Origin of the sequence: Streptomyces sp. SID3343, from assembly GCF_009865215.1 — a bacterium.
Classification (GTDB): domain Bacteria; phylum Actinomycetota; class Actinomycetes; order Streptomycetales; family Streptomycetaceae; genus Embleya.
This window is the reverse complement of the sequence record NZ_WWJX01001371.1, coordinates 1-22409: the sequence shown is the minus strand read 5'-3', so window position 1 is coordinate 22409 and position 22409 is coordinate 1. Positions and strand designations below refer to the sequence as shown.

General features: G+C 70.4%; 21 protein-coding genes. 10 read left to right on the top strand and 11 right to left on the bottom strand.

Annotated elements, in window-relative coordinates:
• Positions 1–2: 2 nt before the first annotated feature.
• The 5 genes from GT354_RS43340 (at position 3) to GT354_RS43320 (ending at position 3989) form a co-directional block, all read left to right on the top strand.
• Positions 3–860 (top strand): NAD(P)H-binding protein, encoded by an 858-nt coding sequence (locus tag GT354_RS43340; RefSeq protein WP_161362485.1) that lies wholly within the window; start codon positions 3–5, stop codon positions 858–860.
• A 2-nt stretch (positions 861–862) separates the two neighbouring features.
• Positions 863–1342: an anthrone oxygenase family protein gene (locus GT354_RS43335; RefSeq protein ID WP_161362483.1), complete on the top strand. Its 480-nt coding sequence runs from the start codon at positions 863–865 to the stop codon at positions 1340–1342.
• 219 nt (positions 1343–1561) lie between these two features.
• Positions 1562–2083: a pyridoxamine 5'-phosphate oxidase family protein gene (locus tag GT354_RS43330; protein WP_161362481.1), complete on the top strand. Its 522-nt coding sequence runs from the start codon at positions 1562–1564 to the stop codon at positions 2081–2083.
• 150 nt (positions 2084–2233) lie between these two features.
• The gene (locus GT354_RS43325) at positions 2234–3130 is read left to right on the top strand and encodes an SAM-dependent methyltransferase (RefSeq protein WP_346012442.1); all 897 of its coding nucleotides are present in this window, start codon (positions 2234–2236) and stop codon (positions 3128–3130) included.
• Between the two features lie 142 nt (positions 3131–3272).
• Positions 3273–3989, top strand: coding sequence for a hypothetical protein (locus GT354_RS43320; protein ID WP_161362477.1), 717 nt, complete (start codon positions 3273–3275; stop codon positions 3987–3989).
• Here GT354_RS43320 and GT354_RS43315 read toward each other — a convergent pair.
• Positions 3983–5044: an EamA family transporter gene (locus GT354_RS43315; protein WP_161362475.1), complete on the bottom strand. Its 1062-nt coding sequence runs from the start codon at positions 5042–5044 to the stop codon at positions 3983–3985. The genes GT354_RS43320 and GT354_RS43315 overlap by 7 nt on opposite strands.
• Before the next feature lie 91 nt (positions 5045–5135).
• Between GT354_RS43315 and GT354_RS43310 the strand changes: the two genes are divergently transcribed.
• Positions 5136–5672: an Lrp/AsnC family transcriptional regulator gene (locus tag GT354_RS43310; protein WP_161362473.1), complete on the top strand. Its 537-nt coding sequence runs from the start codon at positions 5136–5138 to the stop codon at positions 5670–5672.
• Between the two features lie 285 nt (positions 5673–5957).
• Here the strand turns inward: GT354_RS43310 and GT354_RS43305 are convergent, their stop codons facing one another.
• Together GT354_RS43305 and GT354_RS43300 are read right to left on the bottom strand one after the other, a co-directional pair.
• Entirely contained in the window at positions 5958–6659 is a 702-nt protein-coding gene (locus GT354_RS43305) for a hypothetical protein (protein ID WP_161362471.1), read from the bottom strand.
• 58 nt (positions 6660–6717) lie between these two features.
• Complete coding sequence (locus GT354_RS43300; RefSeq protein ID WP_346012441.1) at positions 6718–7446, bottom strand: cupin domain-containing protein; 729 nt, start codon at positions 7444–7446, stop codon at positions 6718–6720.
• 196 nt (positions 7447–7642) lie between these two features.
• Here GT354_RS43300 and GT354_RS43295 point away from each other — a divergent pair, with 196 nt between their 5' ends.
• Together GT354_RS43295 and GT354_RS43290 are read left to right on the top strand one after the other, a co-directional pair.
• Positions 7643–8842, top strand: a complete 1200-nt coding sequence (locus GT354_RS43295) for a zinc-binding dehydrogenase (protein WP_161362469.1) — start codon at positions 7643–7645, stop codon at positions 8840–8842.
• 58 nt (positions 8843–8900) lie between these two features.
• On the top strand, positions 8901–10316 hold the full coding sequence (locus GT354_RS43290) for an APC family permease (RefSeq protein ID WP_161362468.1): 1416 nt from the start codon (positions 8901–8903) through the stop codon (positions 10314–10316).
• A 65-nt stretch (positions 10317–10381) separates the two neighbouring features.
• Here the strand turns inward: GT354_RS43290 and GT354_RS43285 are convergent, their stop codons facing one another.
• The 7 genes from GT354_RS43285 to GT354_RS43255 all read right to left on the bottom strand — a co-directional run bounded on the left by GT354_RS43285 (position 10382) and on the right by GT354_RS43255 (position 18984).
• Positions 10382–10999 carry a hypothetical protein gene (locus tag GT354_RS43285; protein WP_161362465.1) on the bottom strand — a complete coding sequence of 206 codons (618 nt, stop codon included), beginning with the start codon at positions 10997–10999 and terminating at the stop codon, positions 10382–10384.
• 41 nt (positions 11000–11040) lie between these two features.
• Positions 11041–13218, bottom strand: coding sequence for a DUF6571 family protein (locus GT354_RS43280; protein ID WP_161362463.1), 2178 nt, complete (start codon positions 13216–13218; stop codon positions 11041–11043).
• Positions 13212–13682 carry a type VII secretion target gene (locus tag GT354_RS43275; protein WP_161362461.1) on the bottom strand — a complete coding sequence of 157 codons (471 nt, stop codon included), beginning with the start codon at positions 13680–13682 and terminating at the stop codon, positions 13212–13214. The genes GT354_RS43280 and GT354_RS43275 overlap by 7 nt, the downstream gene beginning before the upstream one ends.
• Positions 13683–13849: 167 nt before the next feature.
• Positions 13850–15211 (bottom strand): GAF domain-containing SpoIIE family protein phosphatase, encoded by a 1362-nt coding sequence (locus GT354_RS43270; protein ID WP_237536029.1) that lies wholly within the window; start codon positions 15209–15211, stop codon positions 13850–13852.
• Between the two features lie 407 nt (positions 15212–15618).
• On the bottom strand, positions 15619–16770 hold the full coding sequence (locus GT354_RS43265; protein ID WP_237536028.1) for an acetylserotonin O-methyltransferase: 1152 nt from the start codon (positions 16768–16770) through the stop codon (positions 15619–15621).
• A gap of 64 nt (positions 16771–16834) precedes the next feature.
• The gene (locus GT354_RS43260) at positions 16835–18061 is read right to left on the bottom strand and encodes an FAD-dependent monooxygenase (protein ID WP_161362458.1); all 1227 of its coding nucleotides are present in this window, start codon (positions 18059–18061) and stop codon (positions 16835–16837) included.
• Positions 18061–18984, bottom strand: a complete 924-nt coding sequence (locus GT354_RS43255; protein WP_161362456.1) for a 4-hydroxybenzoate octaprenyltransferase — start codon at positions 18982–18984, stop codon at positions 18061–18063. The genes GT354_RS43260 and GT354_RS43255 overlap by 1 nt, the downstream gene beginning before the upstream one ends.
• Positions 18985–19398: 414 nt before the next feature.
• On the opposite strand from GT354_RS43255, the gene GT354_RS43250 reads away from it, so the two are divergent.
• Positions 19399–20280, top strand: a complete 882-nt coding sequence (locus GT354_RS43250) for a hypothetical protein (RefSeq protein WP_161362454.1) — start codon at positions 19399–19401, stop codon at positions 20278–20280.
• Positions 20281–20454: 174 nt separating this feature from the next.
• Here the strand turns inward: GT354_RS43250 and GT354_RS43245 are convergent, their stop codons facing one another.
• Positions 20455–21276, bottom strand: a complete 822-nt coding sequence (locus GT354_RS43245; protein ID WP_202512933.1) for an SDR family oxidoreductase — start codon at positions 21274–21276, stop codon at positions 20455–20457.
• 88 nt (positions 21277–21364) lie between these two features.
• On the opposite strand from GT354_RS43245, the gene GT354_RS43240 reads away from it, so the two are divergent.
• Positions 21365–21961: a TetR/AcrR family transcriptional regulator gene (locus GT354_RS43240; RefSeq protein ID WP_161362453.1), complete on the top strand. Its 597-nt coding sequence runs from the start codon at positions 21365–21367 to the stop codon at positions 21959–21961.
• Positions 21962–22409: the final 448 nt, after the last annotated feature.

Here is a 22409-nt window from a genome sequence, read left to right as displayed (position 1 = left end):
GCATGACAACGAACGAGAACAACACCGCGAGCGCCACCACCGACACCCCGACGCTCGTCCTCGGGGGAACGGGCAAGACCGGCCGCCGGGTTGCCGAACGACTCACCGCGTTGGGGCGTTCGGTTCGGATCGGGTCCCGTACGGCGGCCGTTCCCTTCGACTGGACCGATCGCGCCACCTGGCAGCCGGCGCTCGACGGCATCGACAGCGTGTACATCTCCTACCAGCCCGACATCGCCGCCCCCGGTGGCGCCGAGGAGGTCGGCGCGTTCGCCGAACTCGCCGCGGCGGCAGGTGTTCGGCACCTGGTCCTGCTGTCCGGCCGGGGTGAGCCCGAGGCTCAGGACGCCGAGGCCAGGGTCCGCGCCGCCGGCACCTTCTGGACCGTCGTCCGGGCCTCCTTCTTCGCGCAGAACTTCGACGAGGGGGAGTTCCTCGGGCCGGTTCTCTCCGGTGAAGTCGCGCTGCCCGTCGGTGCCGTGGGCGAGCCGTTCATCGACGTGGACGACATCGCCGATGTCGCGGTCGCCGCGCTCACCGAGGACGGCCACGCCGGCCAGGTGTACGAGGTCACCGGGCCGCGACTCCTGACCTTCGCCGATGCGATCGCCGAGATCGCCCGGGCCTCGGGCCGTGACATCACCTTCGTACAGGTCCCGTTGGAGGCATACACGGCCGTGCTCACCGAGTACGGTGTCCCGGCGGAGGTCATCGATCTTCTCGCCTTCCTGTTCGGCGAGGTGCTCGACGGGCGTAACGCGCACGTGTCCGACGGTGTTCAGCGGGCCCTGGGCCGCGCTCCCCGCGACTTCTCCGACTACGCGAACGAAGCCGCCGCCCGCGGCATCTGGAAGGTCTGATCATGAACGGCCCCCTGTACGCCCTCACCCTCACCGCGGCCGTCGGCAGCGCGGCCATGGGCGGCGTGTTCCACGGTTTCTCGTCGTTCGTCATGAAGGGTCTGGGCCGGCTCCCGGCGGCTCAGGGGGCCGCGGCCATGAACTCGATCAACGTCACGGCCGTGACCGCTCCGTTCATGGCCCCACTGTTCGGAACCGCCTTGCTGTGCCTGGGTCTCGGGATCTTCGCGATCGTCTCGTGGAGCGAGGCGTACGCCGTGTACCTGCTGCTCGGGGCGCTCCTGTACCTCGTCGGAACGATCGGCACCACGGCGGCGTACCACGTGCCCCGCAACGACGCCTTGGCCGCCGCCGACCCCGACTCCCCCGAGGGACAACGCCTTTGGGCCACGTATCTCACCGAGTGGACCCGCGCGAACCACGTCCGCACCGTCACCGGTATCGCCGCGGCCGTCCCCTTCGCCCTCGCCCTCACCCGCTGATCGAGGCGCACCCGAGAACACCGAGGACCCACCGGTCGAGCCTCGCGCGGCGTCCGGTGGGTCCTCCGGCATCACCCCGGAGGCGAGGTTCGGCATCGAACAGGCGCGGCGGACGGGATTCGTGGCATTCGATGAGTTTCGGTCGTTCGGCGGGTCTTCCTTGTGAGGCTTCCAGGCCACCGGAGGTCTCACCTCGCCCACGATCAGGAGGACTCGACCATGTCGAACCGCGAACCGAGCACCGAGTTGGACGCCCGATACAGCCACGCGAAGGCGACGGCCACGCCGTGGGCGCAGGCCGTCGCGTGGCTGACGGCGGCCGAGGTGTTCTGGCTGTCCACCGTCCGGCCCGACGGGCGCCCGCACGTCACCCCGTTGTTGGCCGTGTGGCTCGACGACGCTCTGCATTTCTGTACCGGTGCGGACGAACGCAAGGCGCGCAACCTGGCGGGCAATCAGCAGTGCGTACTCACCACCGGAACCAACTCCCTGCACGAGGGCTTCGATCTCGTTCTGGAGGGTGACGCGGTGCGGGTGCGTGACGACGCACGGCTACGTCGTCTCGCGGAGGCGTTCGAGGCCAAGTACGGCGCCCAGTGGCACTTCGACGTGGTCGACGGGGCCTTCAAGGGGCAGAGCGAGGGTCAGCGGGCCGAGGTCTTCGTCGTCGCGCCGACCACGGTCTTCGGTTTCGGCAAGGGCGAGTACAGCCAGACCCGTTGGCGCTTCGACCACGCCTGACGGCCGCGCACGGTTTCGGGCCGGTTCGTCAACGACCATGGAAGTGCGGGGACTTGCCGCCCGGACGTGGTCGCCATGGCAACCCGTTGGGCGGCTTCACCCAGTAGTCTCGGCTGACCTATGGCATCGGTTGTGCGGAGGCTTGAGAACGTGACGTCCATACCGAACGGCAATACGGGCAAAGACGACGCGGGCACCGGCGAAGAGGAGACCTGGCGTCTGCCACGGCTCGACGAAGTGGATGCGGAACCGAGCGTTCCGGCGCACATCGACACCAGCATTCCGCACACCGCGCGCATCTACGACTATTTCCTGGGCGGCAAGAACAACTTCGCGGTGGACCGCGCCGCGGCCGAGCACATCCTTTTGTCGATCCCCGACCTGCCGACCACGTTGCGCCTGAACCGGCTGCTCCTCCAGCGCAGCGTCCGCTACGCCGCACGCCGAGGCATCCGGCAATTCCTGGACATCGGTACGGGCATCCCCACCGCCGGCAACACGCACGAGGCCGCGCACGAGATCGCGCCCGAGGCGCGCATCGCCTACGTCGACAACGACCCGATCGTGCTCGTACACGGTCGCGCGCTGATGACCGACTCCGGTCCCGGCCACATCACCTTCACCCAGGCCGATCTGCGCGCGCCGGACGACATTCTCACTTCGCCCGAAGTCCTGAAGGTGATCGACTTCACCGAACCGGTCGCGGTGATGCTCGTGGCGATCCTGCACTTCATCAAGGACGAGGAGAACCCGGCCGCGATCGTCGCGAAGCTGCGCGACGCGATCCCCTCGGGCAGCATGCTCATTCTCTCGCACGCGTCCTACGACACCGACCCGGGAGCGGGACGCGCCGGCGCCGACGGTTGGAAGAAGGCGTCGGCGGAGATGTCCATGCGCACCTACGACGAGATCCTGGCCTTCTTCGACGGTTTCGACATCGTCGAGCCCGGCCTGCGAACGCCGTGGAACCCGGACGGCGAACCCGACCACGAACTCGACACCCTGGAGCGGGTCTGGGGTTACGGCGGCGTGGGCGTCAAGCCCTGATCGCCCCCTCGCACCGCCGGCCCCGGATCGCCCGGAGCCGAACCGCGCGGACCCGCCCTCGAACACCTCGGCCGGCCCGAGCGCCGGGTCCGGACGACGCGATACTTACGCGTCGCCTCCGGACCCCCGCGCAAGGAACCTCGTGTACAAATCGCCCAAGGCCGCCGTCACTTCGGGTGCCGCCCTCGTCCTCGCCACGCTGACCTCGTGTGCCGGCGCCGCCGACGTCACGGCGTCGAACAGTGACAAGGACGCGCGAGCCCTCGTCCGCGAGGCCCGTGCGCTCGTCGAGGACTCGCCCGGCTATCGCATCGTCGGCAACCAGGTGACGGACGGGTATCGCACCGACTACGACCTGTGCGTGCGCGGTGGCCACGACTACCAGGGCAGCATCGAAATGAGCGGCCGCAAAGCCGACATGCTCGTCGTCGGCGAGCAGACCTACCTTCGGGGCGATGCCGACTTCTGGCGCACCCTCGGCCGGGTGAACGAGGGCAGCGAGGACGAAGTCGCCGAGGCGGTCGAGCGGTTCGCCGACCGATACGCGAGGTACACCTACGACCCGACGGATCCGGTCGACTCCGCGGGGGCCGTCTTCGGCGCCCGCACGGACGGCTACGTCAAGGGCGAGCGGACCCGGGTCGAGGGCAGGGTCGTCGTCCCGCTGCGCCGGACCGACGAGTTCGACGTGATCAGGACCGTGTACGTCGCCGCCTACGGCAAGCCCTACCCGGTGGCGATCAACACGTCGGGCCCCGACCCGCAGAACGCGAGGCTCAGCCGCAGCGAACGCCCGTGCGCCCCGGCCGTCCCTCCCGCCGACCGGATCGTGGACGCCGAGGAGGGCTGGGATCAGTAGCGGGCCGGTCGGGCCGGCCGCTGTGTCGCGGGTTCGGTGCCGGGCACCTGCTCCCGAGCGGGCGCCGGCGTCGCCGAGCCGGCTGCGGGCGAAGTGGTCGACGCGGTGCTCGATGCGGTGCTCGATGCGGTGCTCGACGGTGTGTGCGGCGAACGGCCCTTGCGAAAGCGCCCGCCGACGATGATCGCCACCGAGACGACGATTATCGCGCCGCCCAGGTAGACGTTGGGGCCCACCGACTCCCGCGCGATCACCGCGCCGAGCAGCACCGCGATCACCGGGTTGACGTACGCGTACGTCGCCACCGTGTCGTTGGGCAGTGCGCTGTTGACGTACATGTACGCGCTGAACGCCACGATCGAGCCCGCGAACACCAGCCACGCCATGCCGAACCAGGACGCTCCCGAGATGTCGCCGACGACCACCCGGCCGAACTCCCCGCGCAGGCCCGCGACCACGATCAGGACGATGCCCGCCGTGATCATCTCCAGGGAGGCCACCACCAACGGATGCCTGGGCAGCGGCGCGGTCCGCGCGTACACCGAGCCGGCCGCCCACAGCACGCACGCGATCAGGATCATCACGACCGCGCCCACGTGCACGTCGCCGCCGGGGCCGCCGACCAGGACGCCGATGCCGACCGTGCCCAGGACCAGGGCGAGGAGCACCGAGCCCGAGATCCGGGTTCGCGTCACGAGTGCGTTGATCAGCACCATCCAGACCGGGACGGTCGCCACGATCAGCGCGGCGAGACCCGAGTCGAGGTGTTGTTCGCCGAGGCTCACCAGGCCGTTGCCGCCGACCAGGAGCAGGCCGCCGATGATCGTCGCGGAGCGCAGTTGTCGCCAGGTCGGCCGCTGCGCGCCACGCGCGTGCCGCGGGCCGACGAACGCGAACATCAGCAGGCCCGCGGTCAGGAACCTGGCCCCCGCCGACAGCAGCGGCGGGATCGTCTCGATCGCGTACCGGATGCCCAGATACGTCGAGCCCCACAGGATCCAGACGGTTACGAGCGCGGCCCACGGCAGCAGTCGATCCCTCTTTAGCGGAGACAAGTCGATCCCCTGACCTCGGTAAGTTAAGTAGGATGCACTGTCGGCCTTTTTAGATTAGGTCCGCGCGGTTCACGAGGACAAGGGGAAATCGATGACCCGGCAGCTCGACGACATCGACCGGGCGTTGCTGCGCGCACTGAGCGGCGACGGCCGGCGAACCGTGCGCTCGCTCGCGAGATCGGTCGACCTGTCGGAACCCGCGGTCCGCGACCGGCTCCAGCGCTTGGAGCGCGACGGCGTGATCACCGGCTACCACGCCGACTTCGCGCCCGAGGCGGTCGACGCCGGCACGGCCGCGTTCATCGCGCTGCGCTTCGACACCGGTCTGCCGGCGCGCGAACAGGTCGAGGCGGCCATCCGGCGCGAGCCGTGCGTATTGGAGGCGCACGAGGTCGCGGGCGAGGACTGCTATTGGATCAAGGTCCGGGTGGCATCGACGGCCGCCCTCGCCGACACGCTCGACCGCATCCGGGCGATTCCGGTGATTCGCGGGACCGGCACCACGATCGTGCTCCGCACGGTGTTCGAACGCCCGCTGCTGTCGGGCGGATACCCACCCGACGCGGACGGCGGCGAGAGCCCGACGGCCGCGGACGACGTGCCCCACCCGACGCGGGACGGGACCTGACGGGGCCTCGAACGACGCCTCGGACGAAGCGCCCGGCCTGGAGCCGAGCCTGACGATGCCGCAACGGCAACGGGCTCGGCGCAGCACGGAGCCGACGTCGCCTCAGGGTTTTCGGCGCCGCGGGACGGCTCCGATGTCGATCGACCCCGGGCGGCCCGGGATCAGCCCATGGCGCTCGGGTCCCGGGACTTCGCCGAAACGATCGTGGAGTCGAAGGCACAACACGGCCCCAACCCCCTCCGACTCCAGGATCGTTTCGGCGAGTTCGGTCGATGTGAGCGTCGGTCAGGCGAAGCGACCCGAGAGCAGCCACGGGCCCGGGGCGCCCGGGTCGGCGACCGGGTCGCCCAGCAGGCCCCAGAAGCGTTCCACGACGGCCGCGCGGGGGACGTCGGCGACGTCCATGCCCTCCGGGAAGACCGTGCTGAGGGCCTCCACCACGTCGCCGACGCGCTTGCGGCGCAGGCCGGTCACCCGGGTGATGTCGGGGAGCTGCGATTTCCAGCGGCCCACCACGGCCTCGGCGAGCAGCGTCTCCAACTCCTCGGCCGCGCCGGAGACTTCGACGAGATCACGCATCGACAGGCCGAGGGCGCGGACCAAAAAGCCGGTGCGTTCCTCGTCGGCGCGCCATTTGTTCGCGCGTTCGAGTCGGGTATAGCCGATCTCCTTCATCCGAATGATCTTGCAGATTGCGGGGCGGGTCAGGCCGGCGGCGATCCGGTGGTCCTGGAGGTTCTCCGGTCGCCCACCCATCAGTTGGGCGACGGGGACGACCAAGGACTTGGCCAGCGCGAGCAGTTCGGCTTCGTTCGGGCGTTCACTGCCGGCTTCCCACTGGGCGACGGTGGCCGGCAGCACACGCAGTTCGTACGAAGCCAATGTCGCAGCCACACGCTCGCAGGTGAGCGCCATCACCCCCCGGGCGGTGGCGGCTGCGGACGGCGAGAATGCCGGTCGGACATCGAGGTCATTGGGGTCGGTCACGCGGCCAGCATAGGAAGCAACGGGCCGACTGTGGAGCCGACCTTGACGCGGGACCCGATCAGGGCCTCGGCCGCAGCTTCGTGACGTGGCGCGGAAGCGCGGGCGCGATCGACCACAGCACCTCGGCCTCGCGCTCGCCCGGATTGATCCACCCGTGCTCCAGACGCGCCGAGAACGTGGTCGAGTCCCCTGCTCCCAGGTGCCGAACCGTGCCGTCGACGGTCAGTTCGAGACTGCCGCGCACCAGGTAGGCGAATACCGTCTCGGCTTCGAGCGCGTACACGCCACCCGAACCGCCACCCGGGCTCAGCACGGTACGCATCACCTGAACGTGTTTCTCCTCGGCCGGCGTCAGCAGGAATTCCTCGATCCCTATGCCGCCCATTTCCAGGGGAGCGCCGATCCCGCTGCGCACCACGTCCTGGTCGGGATAGTCGAACAGGGCCGCGATGCTCGTGCCGACCGCGTCGCAGATGCGCAGCAGGGTCGGCACCGACACCGAGGTCTTGCCGCGCTCGGCCAGGCTCAGGAAGCCCTTGGTCACCCGGGCCGTGCCGGCCACCTGCGTCAGGGTCAGCCCCTGGGCCTGGCGCAGCTCGCGCAGCCTCGGTCCGATCCGCGACATCCGGCTGGAGGTGTCGTGGGCGGCGGGCGACGGGTCGGACTCCTCGCCGTCGGTGCGCGGCGGCGGGCCGGTTTTCCCGCCTCCGGTGCGCGGCGGGCCGGGTTCCTCGCCGTCGGTACGTGGCGGCGGACTGGGTTCTTCGTCTCCGGTACGTGCTGGCACGCGCGCCACGGTACCGGGCTCGGACGGGGTGGCCGCACCACATCGAGGGTCTTTACGCGAGGGGTTTAGTGCTGTAAAACCTTGACGAAAGTTTAGCTCCACAAAACGCACGCCCTGGAACAACCTTCCGAAGCGGTCCGACCCGAACACCCACACAACGCTGACCGCCACCGCTGAGTCCCGGCCTGGAGTCGCCATGAGCACCACCCCTTCCGCACCATCCGCCCGCCGTATCCGAGGCGTGGTGCTCCACTCCCCCGGCGCGCCGCTCACCGTCACCGAGGTCGACCTGGCCCCGCCCGGTCCCGGCGAGGTCGAGGTCGCCGTGGTCGCGGCCGGCGTGTGCCACTCGGACCTGCACGTGGTCCGCGGCGAGTGGGACGTGCCGATGCCCGTGGTGATGGGCCACGAGGGCTCCGGCGTGGTGACCGCGCTCGGCCCCGACACCGCCGATTCGGGCCTGGCCGTCGGGGACCACGTCGTGCTGTCCTGGGTGCCCGCGTGCGGCGAGTGCCGCTACTGCCTCGCCGGCCGCCCCGCCGCGTGCCGACTGGTCGCCGACGTCGTCGCGCCGCTGGGCGTCCTGTACGACGGCACCAGCCGGCTGAGCACCCCCGACGGTGAGCGCCTGCACCACTACCTCGGCGTGTCGTCCTTCGCGGACCACGTGGTCGTCCCGGTCTCCGGCGCGATCAAGGTGCGCAAGGACGCCCCGCTCGACGCGCTCGCCCTGGTCGGCTGCGCAATCGCCACCGGCGTGGGCGCCGTCCGCAACACCGCCGGCGTCGAGGCCGGCGCGACCGTCGCGGTGATCGGGTGCGGCGGGGTGGGCCTGTCCTGCGTCCAGGGCGCCAAGCTCTCCGGCGCGTCGCGGATCGTCGCCGTGGACGTGGTCGCGGACAAGCTCGACCTCGCGCTCGAACTGGGCGCCACCGACGTCGTCGACGCGAGCGCGACCGACCCGGTCGCCGCCCTGCGCGCGCTCGTCCCCGAGGGCCTGGACTACGTCTTCGACGCGATCGGCAAGATCGCCACCACCGAGCAGGCCATCGCGGCCCTGGGCCAGGGCGGCGCGGCGGTCATCGTCGGCCTGCCGCCGACCGGCAGCACCGCGCGCTTCGACCCGCTCGCGCTCGCCGAGGCCGATCAGCGCATCCTCGGCTCCAACTACGGCTCCGTGGTCGCGCAGCGCGACATTCCGACCCTGGTGGACCTCGTGGTCGGCGGCTTCCTGGACGTCGAGTCGATGATCTCCGCGCGCCGCCCCTTGGAGGAGGCCGGCGCCGCCCTGGCCGACCTCGACGGGGGCCACGCGCTGCGTCAGCTCCTGATCACCGGCTACCGGCCCGCGGCCGGCGAGGCCGGCACGTACGACCCGGCGAAGCGCGAGGGATGACCCGATGACTACTCTCAGCCCAGACAATTCGGCCGGTAAGTCCGGAAAGGCAGCACCTGTGCCCTCCACCACCGCACCCGACGACGGACTCGCCCGCCGCAGCGTGACCACGTTCGAGGTCGGCGCGCAGAGCGTCGCGAACGTCGCGCCCAGCGCGGTCATCGCGTTCGCTCCCGCGAGCATGGCCGCGTCCGCCGGCAACGGCGCGTGGTTCTCGTTCTTCCTCGCCATGGCCGGGGTGTTGGCGATCGCGTACTGCATCTGTGTGTTCGCCCGCCGCCGCGCCGGCACCGGCTCGCTGTACGCGTTCACCCGGCTGTCGCTGGGCCCCTCCGGCGCGTTCGTGACCGGGTGGGCGCTGCTGATCGGCGCGGTGTGCATCGGGTCGGGCTCGCTCGCGGGCGCCGGCTACTACACCGGCCGCGCCCTCGACGGCATCGGCGTGGGCGCGTTCACGGGCATCGCCGGTCAGGTGCTGCTCGACGTGCTCCTGGCCGCGATCGCGGTGCGGTTGACGATCGCGAGCGTACGGGTGGCCGCGCGCGTCGCCGCAGCCCTGGAGGTCGTCTCGATCGCCTTGATCGTGGTCGTCCTGCTCGCGGTGTTCCTCAAGAGCGACCACTCGCTGTTCGACGCCGACCAACTCACCCTCAGCGGGAGCACGTTGGACGGCGTGGTGTTCGCGGTGGTGCTGGGCATCCTGGGCTTCGTCGGGTTCGAGGGCGCGGCCTCGCTCGGCGCGGAGGCGACCGACCCGTACAAGGCGATCCCGCGCGCGGTGATGGGCAGCGCGCTGCTCGCCGGCCTGCTGTACATGTTCGCCACCTACGCGCAGGTGGTCGGTTTCGGCGGTCCGGACCAACTGGTCGCCAGCGCCGACCCGATGGACGAGTTGGCCGAGCTTTCGGGCCTGGGCTTCCTGAAGTTCTTCCTCCACGCGGGCTTCGCGGCATCGTTCCTGGCGGTGGTGATGGCGTGTGTGACGGTCGCGGCGCGGCTGCTGTTCGGGATGGCCCGCGAGGGCGTGGTCCCGGCCCGTCTGGGCCGGGCACACCCGACGCACAAGACGCCGTCGGCGGCGATCCTGGTGATCACCCCGTTCGTGGTGGTCCCGACCGTCGCGGTCATCGCGGCCGGCACCGAAGGGCTCGACGCGACGACGTACATCGACACGATCGGCGTCTTCGGCTACATGCTCTCCTACGTGCTGGTCTGCCTGGCCGCGCCGCTGTTCGTCCGCAAGACGGGCGCCCGGGCCCTCGCCGTCACGTGGGCGCTCGGCCTGATCGGCGCGGGCGCGATGGTCTACGTCTTCTACCGCAACCTGTGGCCGGTCCCCGAATCGCCGCTGAACGTGCTCCCGTACGTCTTCGTCGCAGCCCTGGTCGTGGGCATCGCCGGCTACGCGACCCTGCGCGTGCGCGACCCCGAACGCGCCGCCCGCGCGGGCACCTTCGCCGACGACGCGGCGTAATCCGCACACCGATCCCCGCCGCCGCCTCCGCCCCGGAGGCGCAGCGGCGGGGCCTCGGCGTCGGCTCAACCCGCCGACGGGCTCGCGGACGCGGAGGACGTGGCCGGGTTCGCAGCCCCCGACAACCCCGCGGGTGGGCAACCGGCAGCCTGGAGGTAGCGATTCGCGGCAAACGTGACCAAGCGCGCCAGAGCGGCATCCAGATCGGGCCGCGGAATGGCGCCCTTGGCCCAGATGAACACGGTGACCTTGGACTCCGGCCCTGGTAGCGGCTGGCGCGTAAAGCCCGAACAAGCCGCCAAGGGCACCCACGTAAGCTGCCCACCCTCTTTCAAATCCGCCACCCAGGCCGGTGAAATCTCACGGGGTGGATCGACGATGCGGTCGGCCCACCCGGACGCCACGAGCGGAGGCCCCGGGTGGAAGGCGGCATGCAAGTTGAGTATGAGATCGGTGGCCGAATCGGACGCACCCGGGTGTCTGAAGGACAGCAGGCAGCCCACAGCCGTCGTACTTTCAGGCTGCAAGAAGTTTCGGTCGTCCGGCACGTCATACTGCACCGGCACATCGATAACGGCCGAGACAAGCGCCTCCGGCAGCGCACCCTGACAGAAAACTCTGGGCGTATGAACCTTCTTTTCGGGAGCAGGGTCGGCACAGGACACGAGCGCAAGAAGCAACACCCACCCGGCAACCCAACCGCGACGACCCCGGGAAACCCGGATCACTGATAACCCTGCTCGAACTTCAAGGAGTCCCGCCCCGTGATGATTTGGGTATTGACCGCTTGGGCGATCGATTCCCTTTGAACATTCGAGATTTGGGGTACCGGCTCGTCGGCGTTTTGCCGCTCGGCCCATGTGCGCATCGCATTCCCCATGTAGTTCTCGAATATCCCATTACGTTCGGCCGCCGCACTTCTCACCTCTTCACCATGATCTGTCGTCTGACTCTCCCCCCAATAGTCAGCGACCATGTTCATCCCGCGTTGGGCAAGATCACCCCACCCGCCGGGGAGCAGGTTCAGGAAAAATCCCGGCCCGTGATAGAGCTCCTTGCTCTGCCACAGCACGTCGTGGTTGTAGCTCGCGTCCGCCGCCACGGACAGGTCCGAAGCCGCTGCATTTTGTGCCGCATTGAAGAATCCCATGGTTTGTGCGGTGGCACGCCAGGCGACTTCGGTTCCCTGCGGATCATCCCGATAGCTCATACGATCCAGGCCGGCGGTCGAATATGCCTGTTCGGCAACCATGAGTTGGGCAGCCGCCTTGGGATCATGGGAAACGCCGTAGATCACATTCGCCAGGTCCTGCTTGTTGAACGCTGCCGACGCACCGCTTTCCGTCCCCGGAAACGGCGCAAGCGGATCGGTACCGGCCAGGCGACCGAGTGTGCTGTGCACATCGGATATGTACGAGGTCAGAGAGTTGGCGATGCTGTCTTGCAACTCCGGCGGAATGTCCGCGCGATGGCTGCCGGAGCCATACAGCGAAACGACCTCGTTCATCAAATCGGCATTTTTCTCAGTATGAGGCGGAACCTGCGTTCCCGGAGTCGCTCCGGTGGTCGCAACCTGTAGTGCGCCACCCGCCGCGTCGAGGTACGCGCTCGGTGCCGCAGCCGACGGCGGTCGGGCGTCCGCCCATGTCTCGCGTCCGTTGAGCAGGTAGTCCAAGCGCTCGCGGGCGGAGTCGTTCGGCAATCCGAGTTGTTGACGTTCGGGGCTGTCGCCGTGTGACGAGAAGAAATCGTTCGCGGTAGCGGGGTCACGCGAGAGCGCGCTCATGATCCCGGTCATCGGGTCGAAGCCCTCGCCCGGTGAGCCTGTCAGATTGAGTGGGAAAGCGGGCGGCGGCACGAGTGTGTAGGACCAGACCGGTGGCTTTCCGTTCTTTTGCTCGAAAGCGAGCGTGTCCTCGGCGACACTCTTCAGGAAGGCCGGGTCGTATGTGCCGTTGTTGAGCAGGACGCCCAGCATCTGGAAGCCGTATACGTTCGCGTGGTTGACGTATCCACTGGTCTGCGCAACCGGGATCTGCTCGCGGCTCGCTTCGCGCAGTGCGGCCATCCACTGCGGGTTCGCCACCAGCTTCGGGCTCGCGTTCGCCAGGGATTTGCCGAGGTCCACCTGCAATAGCTTCAGGCTTGCGAGTGCGGGGTCGCCCGGTTTCGACTTCTGTGCGGTCTCGGCGATCTCCTTGGTGCCCGCCAACAAACCCTCGGGTCCGACCGCTGTCATCAACGGCTCGGTGAACGCTGGGTCACCCGAGTTGGCGTGGAGCAAGTTGGCCAGTTCCGCCAGTTGGGCGGTGTTCAACGTGCCCACGTCGGCGAGGAGTTGTTCGGCGCGCATCGCGTCGGCGGCCGGACCCGCGCCCGTGGCATGGGAGTTGAAAACCTTCTCGCCGGCGAAGTCCACGTCGGCCCGTAATGCCCAAGCAGCCCGACTGTCCGCGTCTGCGGCCGAGCGCAGGGCCTCGGCGATTCGCGGCCCCACGTCTTGCGCGACGCGCTGCACCACCTCGTGCACGACGTCGGTGCTCGCCTCCCAAGACAGCGCGCCGTCCGGCATGACGCGGATTCCGTTCGCCCGGGCCTCTTCCTCGGCGCGCACGAGAACATCCTGGGCCACGCGTAAGTCCTGTGCCGCGTCGCGAATCACCGAAGCGACGGCGCCGGCCTCGATTCGGGCGGCTTCGAGCTGTTCGATGTTGCCTTGGAGGGCGGCGATCGCCCGTTTGGCGTCCCGCCCCTCCCAACTGGCGCTGTCCAGTGGGGCAAGCACCTCTTGGCGAGCCCGATCCCGATCTCCGTCGAGAGCCCGTTGCAGGCGATCCCAGTTGTCCGCCAAAGCGAGCAATGCCTCGGTCCGGAGTTCGCGGAGCTGATCGGTGGTCACCATTGCGGTTCCTCCACATGCGGTGGCACGGGATCCGTCGGCAGCCGGAACCGGCCCGAAGTCTGCTCCTCGACCTGTTCCCAGAACGCCGCCGTCTGGTCGAGCTTTGCTGCCTGGTTGTGCATGTCGCCGGTCATCGCGGCGACTCGCCCGGTCCAACGATCCCGAAGGTGCACGAGTGCCTTACCGAATTCCCAGCCTCCGGTGGACGAGGCCAATAGGTCAATGGCGGCGATCGCCGGCCGTGCCTCCCGGTCGAGTTCGCCGGCCGTATCGTGCATTGCTCGGCCGGACCTGCGTAACTTGTCAGCCTCCACAACGACTTTCTCGCGCCTGGCGTCCATCTGCCGTGTTTGTGGGAACAGCCACGTCTCCCAGTCCGGCCCCAGGTCGGGAGGCTGTGGCGGTGGGGGATCGTCCGTGGGGTGGAGTGCGCTGGTGATCTTGTTCTTGCTTGGCTCGGGCATTCGGTTCCCCCGTGGAAGTGGTCGTACGTGAGCTGCGTCCGCGTCAGCTTAGAAGGCAGCGGGCGACCGGCGAGGTGGATCGGTGGTTGTCGGACGCTTGCGTGATCGCCGGGGTCTCGGGTTCGCGTCGCTCCGGCGATTCATGTGGTGAGTCCGCGAAGGCCCGTTCAGGACAGCGGAGTTGGGGTGACCGTTGCGGCCCGGGGTGGGACGCGGAGCGCGAGTAGGGCGGTGTCGTCGCCGGCGGGGCCGCCGGTGTGGGCGAGGGTGGCCGCGGCCACCCGGTCGATGGTGGCCTGGGCGTCGAGGCCGTGGCACGCCGCGAGCACCTCGTGCAGGCGCCGCTCACCGAACAGCGGTCCGCGTGGGCCGCGGCCGGGGGTGTGGCTGTGCGCCTCGATGATGCCGTCGGTGTACATCAGCAGCGTGTCACCGGCGTTGAGCCGGAACCGGGCCTCGGTCAACCGCACATCGGCGATCGCACCGAGCAACGTCCCGGCCACGCCGACCTCTTGGGTACGCCCGTCCGCGCGGCGGATCAGCGCGGGCGGGTGCCCGGCCGTACACAGGCGACCGGCCAGGCCGGTCGCGGTGGGGCGGAAGGTGGCGTGGATGGCGGTGAGGAACCGTTGCTCCTCGCTGTCCTGGCGGTCCAGCAGGGCGAGATGCAGGCGCTTCAACACGGCGGCCGGCGACAGTGATCGGGCCGCCTCGGCGCGCAGCGTGTAGCGCGCGAGCGCGGTCACCGTGGCCGCCTCCACGCCCTTGCCGCACACGTCGCCCAGCACGGCGGCCCAGTGCTCGCCGCGCAGGCGGAACAGGTCGTAGAAGTCGCCGAGTACGTCCGCGCCGCCGGCGGGGAGGTAGGCGGCGGCGGCCTCGATGCCCGGCACGGCGGGCAACCCCGGTGGCAGCAGCGAGTCCTGGAGCGTGCGCACGCGCGCGGTGGCCTGGCTGAGCGCTTGGCGCAGCCCGATCTCGGTACTCACCGACCGGGACAGCGTCGCGAGGCCCTGGACCTCGTCCGCGGTCCACGTGTGCGGGCGTTCGTCGATGACGCTCAGGCCGCCGAGCACCTCGCCGCCCGGGCCGTGGATCGGAAAGCCCACCCACGCCCCGATGCCGAGCGCGTCGACCGCCTTCAGTCGCCGGATCGGCGACTCGGGGGCGAGCGCGTCGTCCACGATCAACGGGCGGTCGGTGGCGACGAGTATCTGGCACGGGCAATCGGGCACGGCGTTCTGGCGTATGCAATCGGCCGCCGGTCCGCCGGGGCCGACCGCGCTCTTCCAGAACGAACGGTGGTCGTCGACAAGGGTGATGAACGCCCGCTGCCCGCCCCCGACCACGACGGCGAGCCGGGCCAGGTCGTCGAACCCGTCCTCCGGCGCGGTGTCGAGCAGCCCGGTCGCCCGTACCGCGGCCACGCGGTGCGGCGCGAACACCTCCGGGGGGACGTCGACTTGGCGTGGGCCGGACCCGACGTGCGCGGCCGTCGCGTCGCACACCGTGGGCATGTCGAGCGTCATGGGCACATCGTGCACGAATCGAGCTTGGGCAGTACTCAAGCGAGATCTCCTGTCACGGCCGTCCACAGCGGCTGCGCGTCACCGAAGTGTGCGTCTGCGGAGCCTATGCCGTGACGGGTTCGGCGGGATTGCCGGCCAAGATCTCGATCGGCCCGACGGCCGTCGAGTGGCGATGGGTGTGGATGTGGCGATACCTCCTCGCGCGACTCGCCGCAGCTCGTTCGTGGCATGGTCGCAGGAACAGTAGTCGTCTGGCTACCGTGAGTTGTTTCACAATCATTTTCCGAGCCGGTGATCCGACACGCCCGGCGAACGCGTACGGACATCCCCGGCGGCCGGGTCGGCGGATTCGGCGTCGCGGTGCGCGCGCTCGGCGTCGGCGCGGTTCGCCGAGCGGCCCCGCGCAGTCACTTGACGCCGATCACCATCGACTCGGGGCCGGCCAGCGGTTCGGCGCGGATGTGTCGAAAGCCCGCCTCGGCCACGAGTTCGCGGCACTGGGCGATGGTGCACGCCGCCCCGGCGGGCGTCTCGATCAGGACGTTCAGGCCCAGCAGCAGCGCGATCGGGTTCGCCCGGCGTTCGTCGTCCGGGAACGCTTCGAAAGCCACGAGCGCGCCGCCGACCGGCAGCGCCGCCCACGCCTTGGCGAGCAACGCACGTTTGGCGGCGAGGTCCCAGTCGTGCAGAACGTGCCCCAGGACGAGTACGTCGGCACTCGGCAACGCCTGCGCCGGGTCGTGGAAGTCGCCCGGCCAAAACCGGATTCGGTCCCGCAGACCTGCGGCGCGGACGTAGGCGTCCACGGCCGCCGCGGCCTCGGGCAGGTCGAACGCGGCGCCGGTCAGATGCGGGTGACGCTTCGCCAGATGGCACACGAGGGCGCCGTCCCCCGCTCCGATGTCGGCGACACTGCCGTACCCCTCCCACCCGAAGCGGTCCGCGAGCGCCTCGATGCTCGGCCGGGACAACTGGCCCATCGCGCGTTGGAACAGGGCGCGCCGAGCGGGGTCGGCGTAGATGCCCGCGTACGGATCGCCGCCCGCCGCGGCCTCGTTCTGCGGACTGCCTGTGCGCAGGGCCTCGGTGAGGTTGGCCCAGAACCCGTACAGGCGCGCGTCGAGCATGGTCAGCGCGTCGCCGATGTAGGTCGGCTTGTCCCGGTCGAGGAAGTACTCGGTGGTCGGGGTGTTGACGTAGCGCCCGTCGGCTCGGTCGAGCAGGTCGAGGGCTACGAGGGTGTCGAAGAAGTCGCGGGCCGAGCGCGCGTGCAACCCCAGGGCGGAACCCAACGCGCCCGCGTCCAGGGGGCCGCGGGCGGACAGTTCGGTGAACACGCCCACCTCGACCGCGCCGAGCAGTACCTTCGCGGCGGTGAAGCCGAGGCCCAACCGCATCAGGTGGTCGGGCGTCATCGGCGGGGTGGGTGGGCCCACGAGGTCGGCGGAGGTGGGTGCGGTGGTCGGTTCGGCGGCAGCGGTCGGCACGGGTGCGGCGGGCGATGCGGAGCCGTTCGCGGACCTGCCCGCGGCAGGCGGTTCGAAGACGCCGGTGGACATGGGTGGGTGAATACCTTTCCGGAGCGGGGAGACGCCGAGAGGGCGGGTCGGCGCGGGGGCCGGGTCAGCCGGCGGACGCCGCCAGGGCCTGTTGTTCGGCGTCGTGGCCGTAGGTGTCCGCGACGAGGTCGAGCACGTCCTCGGGTCGCGAGCGGGCGAGCAGGGCCACACCGTCGGCCGAGTGCATCAACGCGCCGTGTTCGCGGGATCCGCGTTGGACTCGCGCGGTGTACGGCGCCCGCAGGGCGGCGTAGCGGCGTAGCGCCTCGGGCACTCCCCGCCGGTCGGCGGCGCGCAGCATCGTGGCGAGCGTTACGGCGTCCTCGATCGCCTGGCAGGCGCCCTGGGCCTGGTGCGGGAGCATCGGGTGGGCCGCGTCGCCGATCAGCGTGGTGTGGGCCGTGCTCCATTCCGCGAACGGCTCCCGATCCAGCAACGGCACTCGATGGATCGCGGGGGCCGCGCGCACGAGTGCGGCCACGGCGGGGTCCCAGTCGGCGAACTCGCGGGCCAAGTCCTCGGCGACGACCGGTGTCGCGCCCGGCGTTCGGTCGGCGTGGGCTTGGGCACGGGTGTCGGTGTCGGTGTGGGTGTACGCGTGGTCGTCGGGCACGATCGCCACGACGTTGAGCCGGCGTCCCGAGGCCACGGGATAGCACAGGAAGTGCCTCCCGACGCCGACCCAGATCCGCACCGATGCCTGGGGTCGGCGATCGAGCGCCTCGATCGGGACGACGGCTCGGCACGCGGCCATCCCCGAGTGCACCAGCGGAGGTTCGGGTCGGTCTCGGGCCCGGACGATCGAGCGCATGCCGTCCGCGCCGACCACGACGTCCGCTCGCTCGCTCGTGCCGTCGGTGAACCGTAGGCGAGCGCCGCCGAGTTCTTCCGTCACCGAGGCGCAACGCCGCTCGCGGTGCACGGTGTCGGCGGACAGCAGACCTGTGAGCGTGTGGCGCAGGTCGGCCCGGAGAAGGGTGTGGTGCTCGGCCCGGAAGCGTTCGGCGTAGGCCGGTCGGACGGGTACCGTCAGCAGCGGCGAGCCGTCCCTGCCGTGCACGAAGTCCAACGTGTCCGGTCGCGCGGACACCGCGCGCAACGCCGGTCCGGCGCCCAGGCGTTGCAGAATGCGTGTCGCGTTGGGTCCGAGTTGGAGTCCGGCTTCGCTCTCGCGCGGCGGGCCGTCCTTCTCGTACACGCGAACGCTCGCGTCGAGTCCGAGGCGCTGTGCGGCGGCGGCGAAGGCCAGGCCGGCGATGCCGCCGCCGACGACGGCGACGCGCAGCGTCATCAGAGTGCCTTGCCGGCGACGGCGGCGAGCAGGACGAGCGCCGCGAACGGCACGTTCGACAGGAACACGCGCTGACACGCGGCGGGGTCGTCGATGTCCAACGTGCGCACCTGCCAACGCAGTTGTGCCCCGGCGACGGCGATCGCCGGCCAGTAGAGCGGTCCAAGTCCCGCCGTCGCGCCGACCACGAGCAGGCAACCGAAGGTGACCGCGTACAGTCCGACGATCACCGGCACCGATCGGCGCCCGAGTCGAACCGCCGCCGACCGGACGCCGATCAGCGCGTCGGCCTCGCGGTCCTGGTGGGCGTAGACGATGTCGTAGGCGATCGCCCACGAGCCCAGGCCCGTGTACAGGAGCAGCCCCGTGGCGTCGAGCGTTCCGGTGACGCCGATCCACGTGACGGGCACGAACCACGTCATGGTCGGCCCCAACCACACGTGTGGCCAGTCGGTGATCCGCTTCATCAACGGATAGGCCAGGATGAGGATCCAGCCGAGCGCCATCCACCCGAAGAACTCGACGCCGAGGGTGAGCGGGACGAGAAGGGTCGCGGCGAGTTGCCCGGCGAAGAAGAGCCAGGCACGGTGGACGGGAATGCGGCCGGCGGCGAGCGGCCGGCCCTCGGTCCGTGGCACTTGGGCATCGAAGCGACGGTCGACGATGTCGTTGATCGTGCAGCCGGCACTGCGAGTGAGCACGCCGGTGACGAACAGGACGAACGCCAGCCGCAGGTCGGGCGGGAAGTCCGAAGCGAGCGTCGCGCTCACCCAGCCGGGCAGGATCATCAGCCAGGCACCGACGGGGCGGTCCAGACGCATGAGTTCGAGATAGGGCCGCACCGGGGCGGGCGCCCGGCCCACCCATCGGGCGCTCGCGCCGCGCGGCGGGGCCGCGGGCATCACGATCGGCGAAAGTGACATCGGTTTATCCCTCGACACCGGCGGGTGGGATCGGCGAACCCATGTGCGACACGCACGGTTTTGGCATCCCCCGTGGACGTCGGGAAGATATCGCATGATTGACGTCGAATGCCAAGCTCACGTAATAGCCGATGAACATACCGATTTGCTGTGATTGATGCAGGTTCGCGCATCGAAAGTCCTTTACCCCGTTGGCGGTTGCCGTCGTCGGTCGTCGGCGTGTAGTCCTGATGGTTCGCGAGGGTGGACACGCGCGAACCCACCCGGGTTCGACCGGGCCACCGGACGAACTTCCGCCGTCACACCCGCGGCACGTCGTCGCCGCAGGCGGCGGATCGGCGGCGATCCCGAGTTCGTCGGCGATCCCACCGCGAGCGACCGGGCCGAGCGCACCAACGAGGAGAACGATCGACCGTGACCAGCGGAACCAGTTACGACCTGCTGCTGGCCGGACCGTTCGAACCGGCCCGGCTCGGCCCCCCGCTCGCCGACGTGTTCGGGGTGCGGACGGAACGCGTGGACATCGTCGGCGGCGATGCCTCGTCCGCGACGGCGAGACGCGACGGGTCCGCCGACGTCTTCTGCTCGTACACGGCCGCACGCGGCGACATCACGGCCGTCCTCGACATCCGGGCCCGCGGCGCCGCCGGCCTCGCGCCGACGTCGGAACACGACGTGGCACTCGCGTTGGCCGCTCGACTGAAGGTCGTGGTGCTGTTCTCCGCGGGTACGGTCCGACCCAGCGCGTACTGGGCGGCCACGCCGGCGGGCACGTCGGTGCGGGCTCGGGTGTACGACGAGACGCCGGTGGACGACCTGGCCACTCCCGGTTTCACCATCGACCGGCTCCAATTCCCGGTCCCGGAACTGCGCTTCGTGTCGGTCGGGCCGCTGCCGGAGCTGATTCGCGACCACGAGATGGCGACACCGGTGAGCAGCGCATGCGTCGCCGCGGCCGGGCTCGCGGTGGCCACGCAGCGGTCGGCGCTGCGCGCGTGGGAGTCGATGACGGTGCGGATGGGCGCCGGATGGCCGCCGTTCGCGTGGTATCCGGCCGACTTCTACGCGGACGACCTACGGGCACGCGACATCTTGGAACACCTCGCGGACGCGTCGGCGGCCGACGCGGTGCGCGAGATCGACGGGGCCTTCACCGCCCTGACGTGCGACGACGCCGGGAACGCGCTGAGCGCCGCCCTCGCGCTGCCCGGCGAAGCGCTGCGGACGCGCGGCTGGTGGTGGCGCCGGCAGCCGCTGGAACTGCCGTGGCCGGTCGTCGCGTCCGAAGGCTCGTAGGGCCCGAACACCGGCGGCGGCACGGTCGTCGACGAAGGTCACCCGGTCGGAGTCGGCCGCACGGACCTGCTCGCCGCCCGGTCGCCGGGTTCGCGCCGTCTTCGTCCAGCGCCCCGTCGCCGGGTTCGCGCCGCCTCCGTCCGGCGCCCGTCGCCGGGTTCGTACCGCCTCCGCTCAGCGCCCCGTCGCCAGGTTCGCGCCGCCGGTGCACTCGACGACCGTGCCGCTCATGAAGCCGTTGCCGACCAGGAGCCGGATCACGTCGGCCACGTCCTCCGCGCGGCCCACCCGGCCGACCGGGGTCGTGGCGCTGATGCCGGCGAAGAGTTCGGTGCGCTGCTCCGCCGGCACGTTGTTCCACCACGGGGTGTCGACCACGCCGGGCGAGACGGCGTTGACCCGGATCGGGGCCAGTTCGACGGCCAACGGCGGGACCATCGCCTCCAACGCGCCGTTGATCGCGGCGAGTCCGGCCGTACCGGGAAACGCCGCGCGAGCGGAGGCGGCGGTCACGAACGTCACCGAGGCGTCGGGCGCGAGGTGGGGAAGCGCGGCTTGGAGGATGCGCAGGAACGGCCAGAACTTGCCGTCGAACCCGGCGGCGAGCTGTTCGAGGTCGAGACCGGCGATCGGCCCGCTGCCGGACGCACCGCTGAGCGCGAGGACGAGGTGGTCGATCGGTCGGGTCGAGGCCGCGAAGAACTCGGCCACCCGGGCGGGGTCGGCGCCGTCGACGCGGCGACCGGTGGTTGTGCCGCCGATCCGTCCCACCGCGGCGTCCAGCCGGGCCTGGTCGCGGCCGGTGACGACGACCTCCGCACCGTCTGCCGCGAGCACGCTCGCCGTCGCCTCGCCGATCCCGGAGCTGCCGCCCATCACCACGACGTGCCGGCCGTCGAGCGAGCGGGAACGGGGGCGGGCAGCGGTGGTGCCGGTGCCGGTGCCGGCGGTGGTGGTGGATCGGGTATCGGTCGACGACGCGCTGGACTGGGCCATGGGTGCCTGACTTTCGACTTGCCGAGACTTTAGGTCTCGACAAGCATTACCGAGACTGCGAGTCTCGTCAAGCCGCTAGAGTGAACCCATGACCGACTCCACCGCTCCTCGCCGCCCGCACACCGGCCGCCGCCGCAACGAGGACGCTCGTACCGCGATTCTCGATGCAGTGCTCGTCCTGCTCGGCGACTCGGGCGGCGCACCGGTGACCATCGACACGATCGCGCGCGCGGCCGGCGTCGGGAAGCAGACCATCTACCGGTGGTGGCCCTCCAAGGGCGCGGTACTTCTCGACGCCCTCACCGGTTTGGCGGGCGACGTCGTGTCGGCCCCTGCGGGCGAGACGCTGTACGACGACCTGGCCGCCTTCCTGACCGCCACCTTCCGCGGCACGGGCAGGGCGTCCACCGCGGCCGTACTGCGCTCGCTGGTTCGCGAGGCGGCCCGCGATCCGCACGCGGCCGGCCTCGTCCGCACGTTCACGGCGGCCCGGCGCGAGGCGCTGCGCGAGCTGTTCGCGCGCCATGGCGACGAGTTCGCGCCGGACGCGGACCTGGATCTGCTGGTGGACCAGGCCTACGGGGTGCTGTGGTACCGGTTTCTGCTGGAGCATCACCCGTTGTCCGACCGGGACGCCGCCGAGTTGGCCCGGGGGCTGACGGTCCAGGCGGGTGCGCGTTCGTGAACTTCCGCGGCCGTGTGCGTGCCGCGGATCCGCGGTGCCGGTGGACACGGCGATGGGCGGGGCGTTGCGGTTCCGCCGTTGGCGGGCGGGTTTGTTCCCACTCGCACCACCCGTGACGTTCGCGGCGGTGGCTGCGGGATTCGGGCAGCGGGGTGGAGGCGATCACGCCCTACCGGCAAGGCGAACGGGCGGCAGCCGGCCGGCCCGGGACCGTCACCACATACCAGGCCCGGAGGTCCGACCGCGCGCACGCGCGGGAACCAGATGTCCTGACGGCGCGTCACATCGCCACCACACCGCCATTGAGGGAACAAGGTGACCCGTGCCGCACCGCGCACCGCGTCGATCCGCCCGCCTCACCGTCGAAGCCGCCACCGCTTCCGCCGCCCCGGCCGACAGCCCGCGCCGGCAGGCCCGTTCACGGCGTACGCCCACCCTCGTCGCCGCC

What these genes read in the sequence shown, in the direction of transcription:
- GT354_RS43275 (WP_161362461.1), bottom strand. Translation starts at nt 13,682, where the DNA reads ATGCCCGAGCCAAGCAAGAACAAGATCACCAGCGCACTCCACCCCACG.
- GT354_RS43240 (WP_161362453.1), top strand. Translation starts at nt 21,365, where the DNA reads ATGACCGACTCCACCGCTCCTCGCCGCCCGCACACCGGCCGCCGCCGC.
- GT354_RS43260 (WP_161362458.1), bottom strand. Translation starts at nt 18,061, where the DNA reads ATGACGCTGCGCGTCGCCGTCGTCGGCGGCGGCATCGCCGGCCTGGCC.
- GT354_RS43255 (WP_161362456.1), bottom strand. Translation starts at nt 18,984, where the DNA reads ATGTCACTTTCGCCGATCGTGATGCCCGCGGCCCCGCCGCGCGGCGCG.
- GT354_RS43280 (WP_161362463.1), bottom strand. Translation starts at nt 13,218, where the DNA reads ATGGTGACCACCGATCAGCTCCGCGAACTCCGGACCGAGGCATTGCTC.
- GT354_RS43245 (WP_202512933.1), bottom strand. Translation starts at nt 21,276, where the DNA reads ATGGCCCAGTCCAGCGCGTCGTCGACCGATACCCGATCCACCACCACC.
- GT354_RS43340 (WP_161362485.1), top strand. Translation starts at nt 3, where the DNA reads ATGACAACGAACGAGAACAACACCGCGAGCGCCACCACCGACACCCCG.
- GT354_RS43330 (WP_161362481.1), top strand. Translation starts at nt 1,562, where the DNA reads ATGTCGAACCGCGAACCGAGCACCGAGTTGGACGCCCGATACAGCCAC.
- GT354_RS43310 (WP_161362473.1), top strand. Translation starts at nt 5,136, where the DNA reads ATGACCCGGCAGCTCGACGACATCGACCGGGCGTTGCTGCGCGCACTG.
- GT354_RS43295 (WP_161362469.1), top strand. Translation starts at nt 7,643, where the DNA reads ATGAGCACCACCCCTTCCGCACCATCCGCCCGCCGTATCCGAGGCGTG.
- GT354_RS43270 (WP_237536029.1), bottom strand. Translation starts at nt 15,211, where the DNA reads ATGACGCTCGACATGCCCACGGTGTGCGACGCGACGGCCGCGCACGTC.
- GT354_RS43265 (WP_237536028.1), bottom strand. Translation starts at nt 16,770, where the DNA reads ATGTCCACCGGCGTCTTCGAACCGCCTGCCGCGGGCAGGTCCGCGAAC.
- GT354_RS43335 (WP_161362483.1), top strand. Translation starts at nt 863, where the DNA reads ATGAACGGCCCCCTGTACGCCCTCACCCTCACCGCGGCCGTCGGCAGC.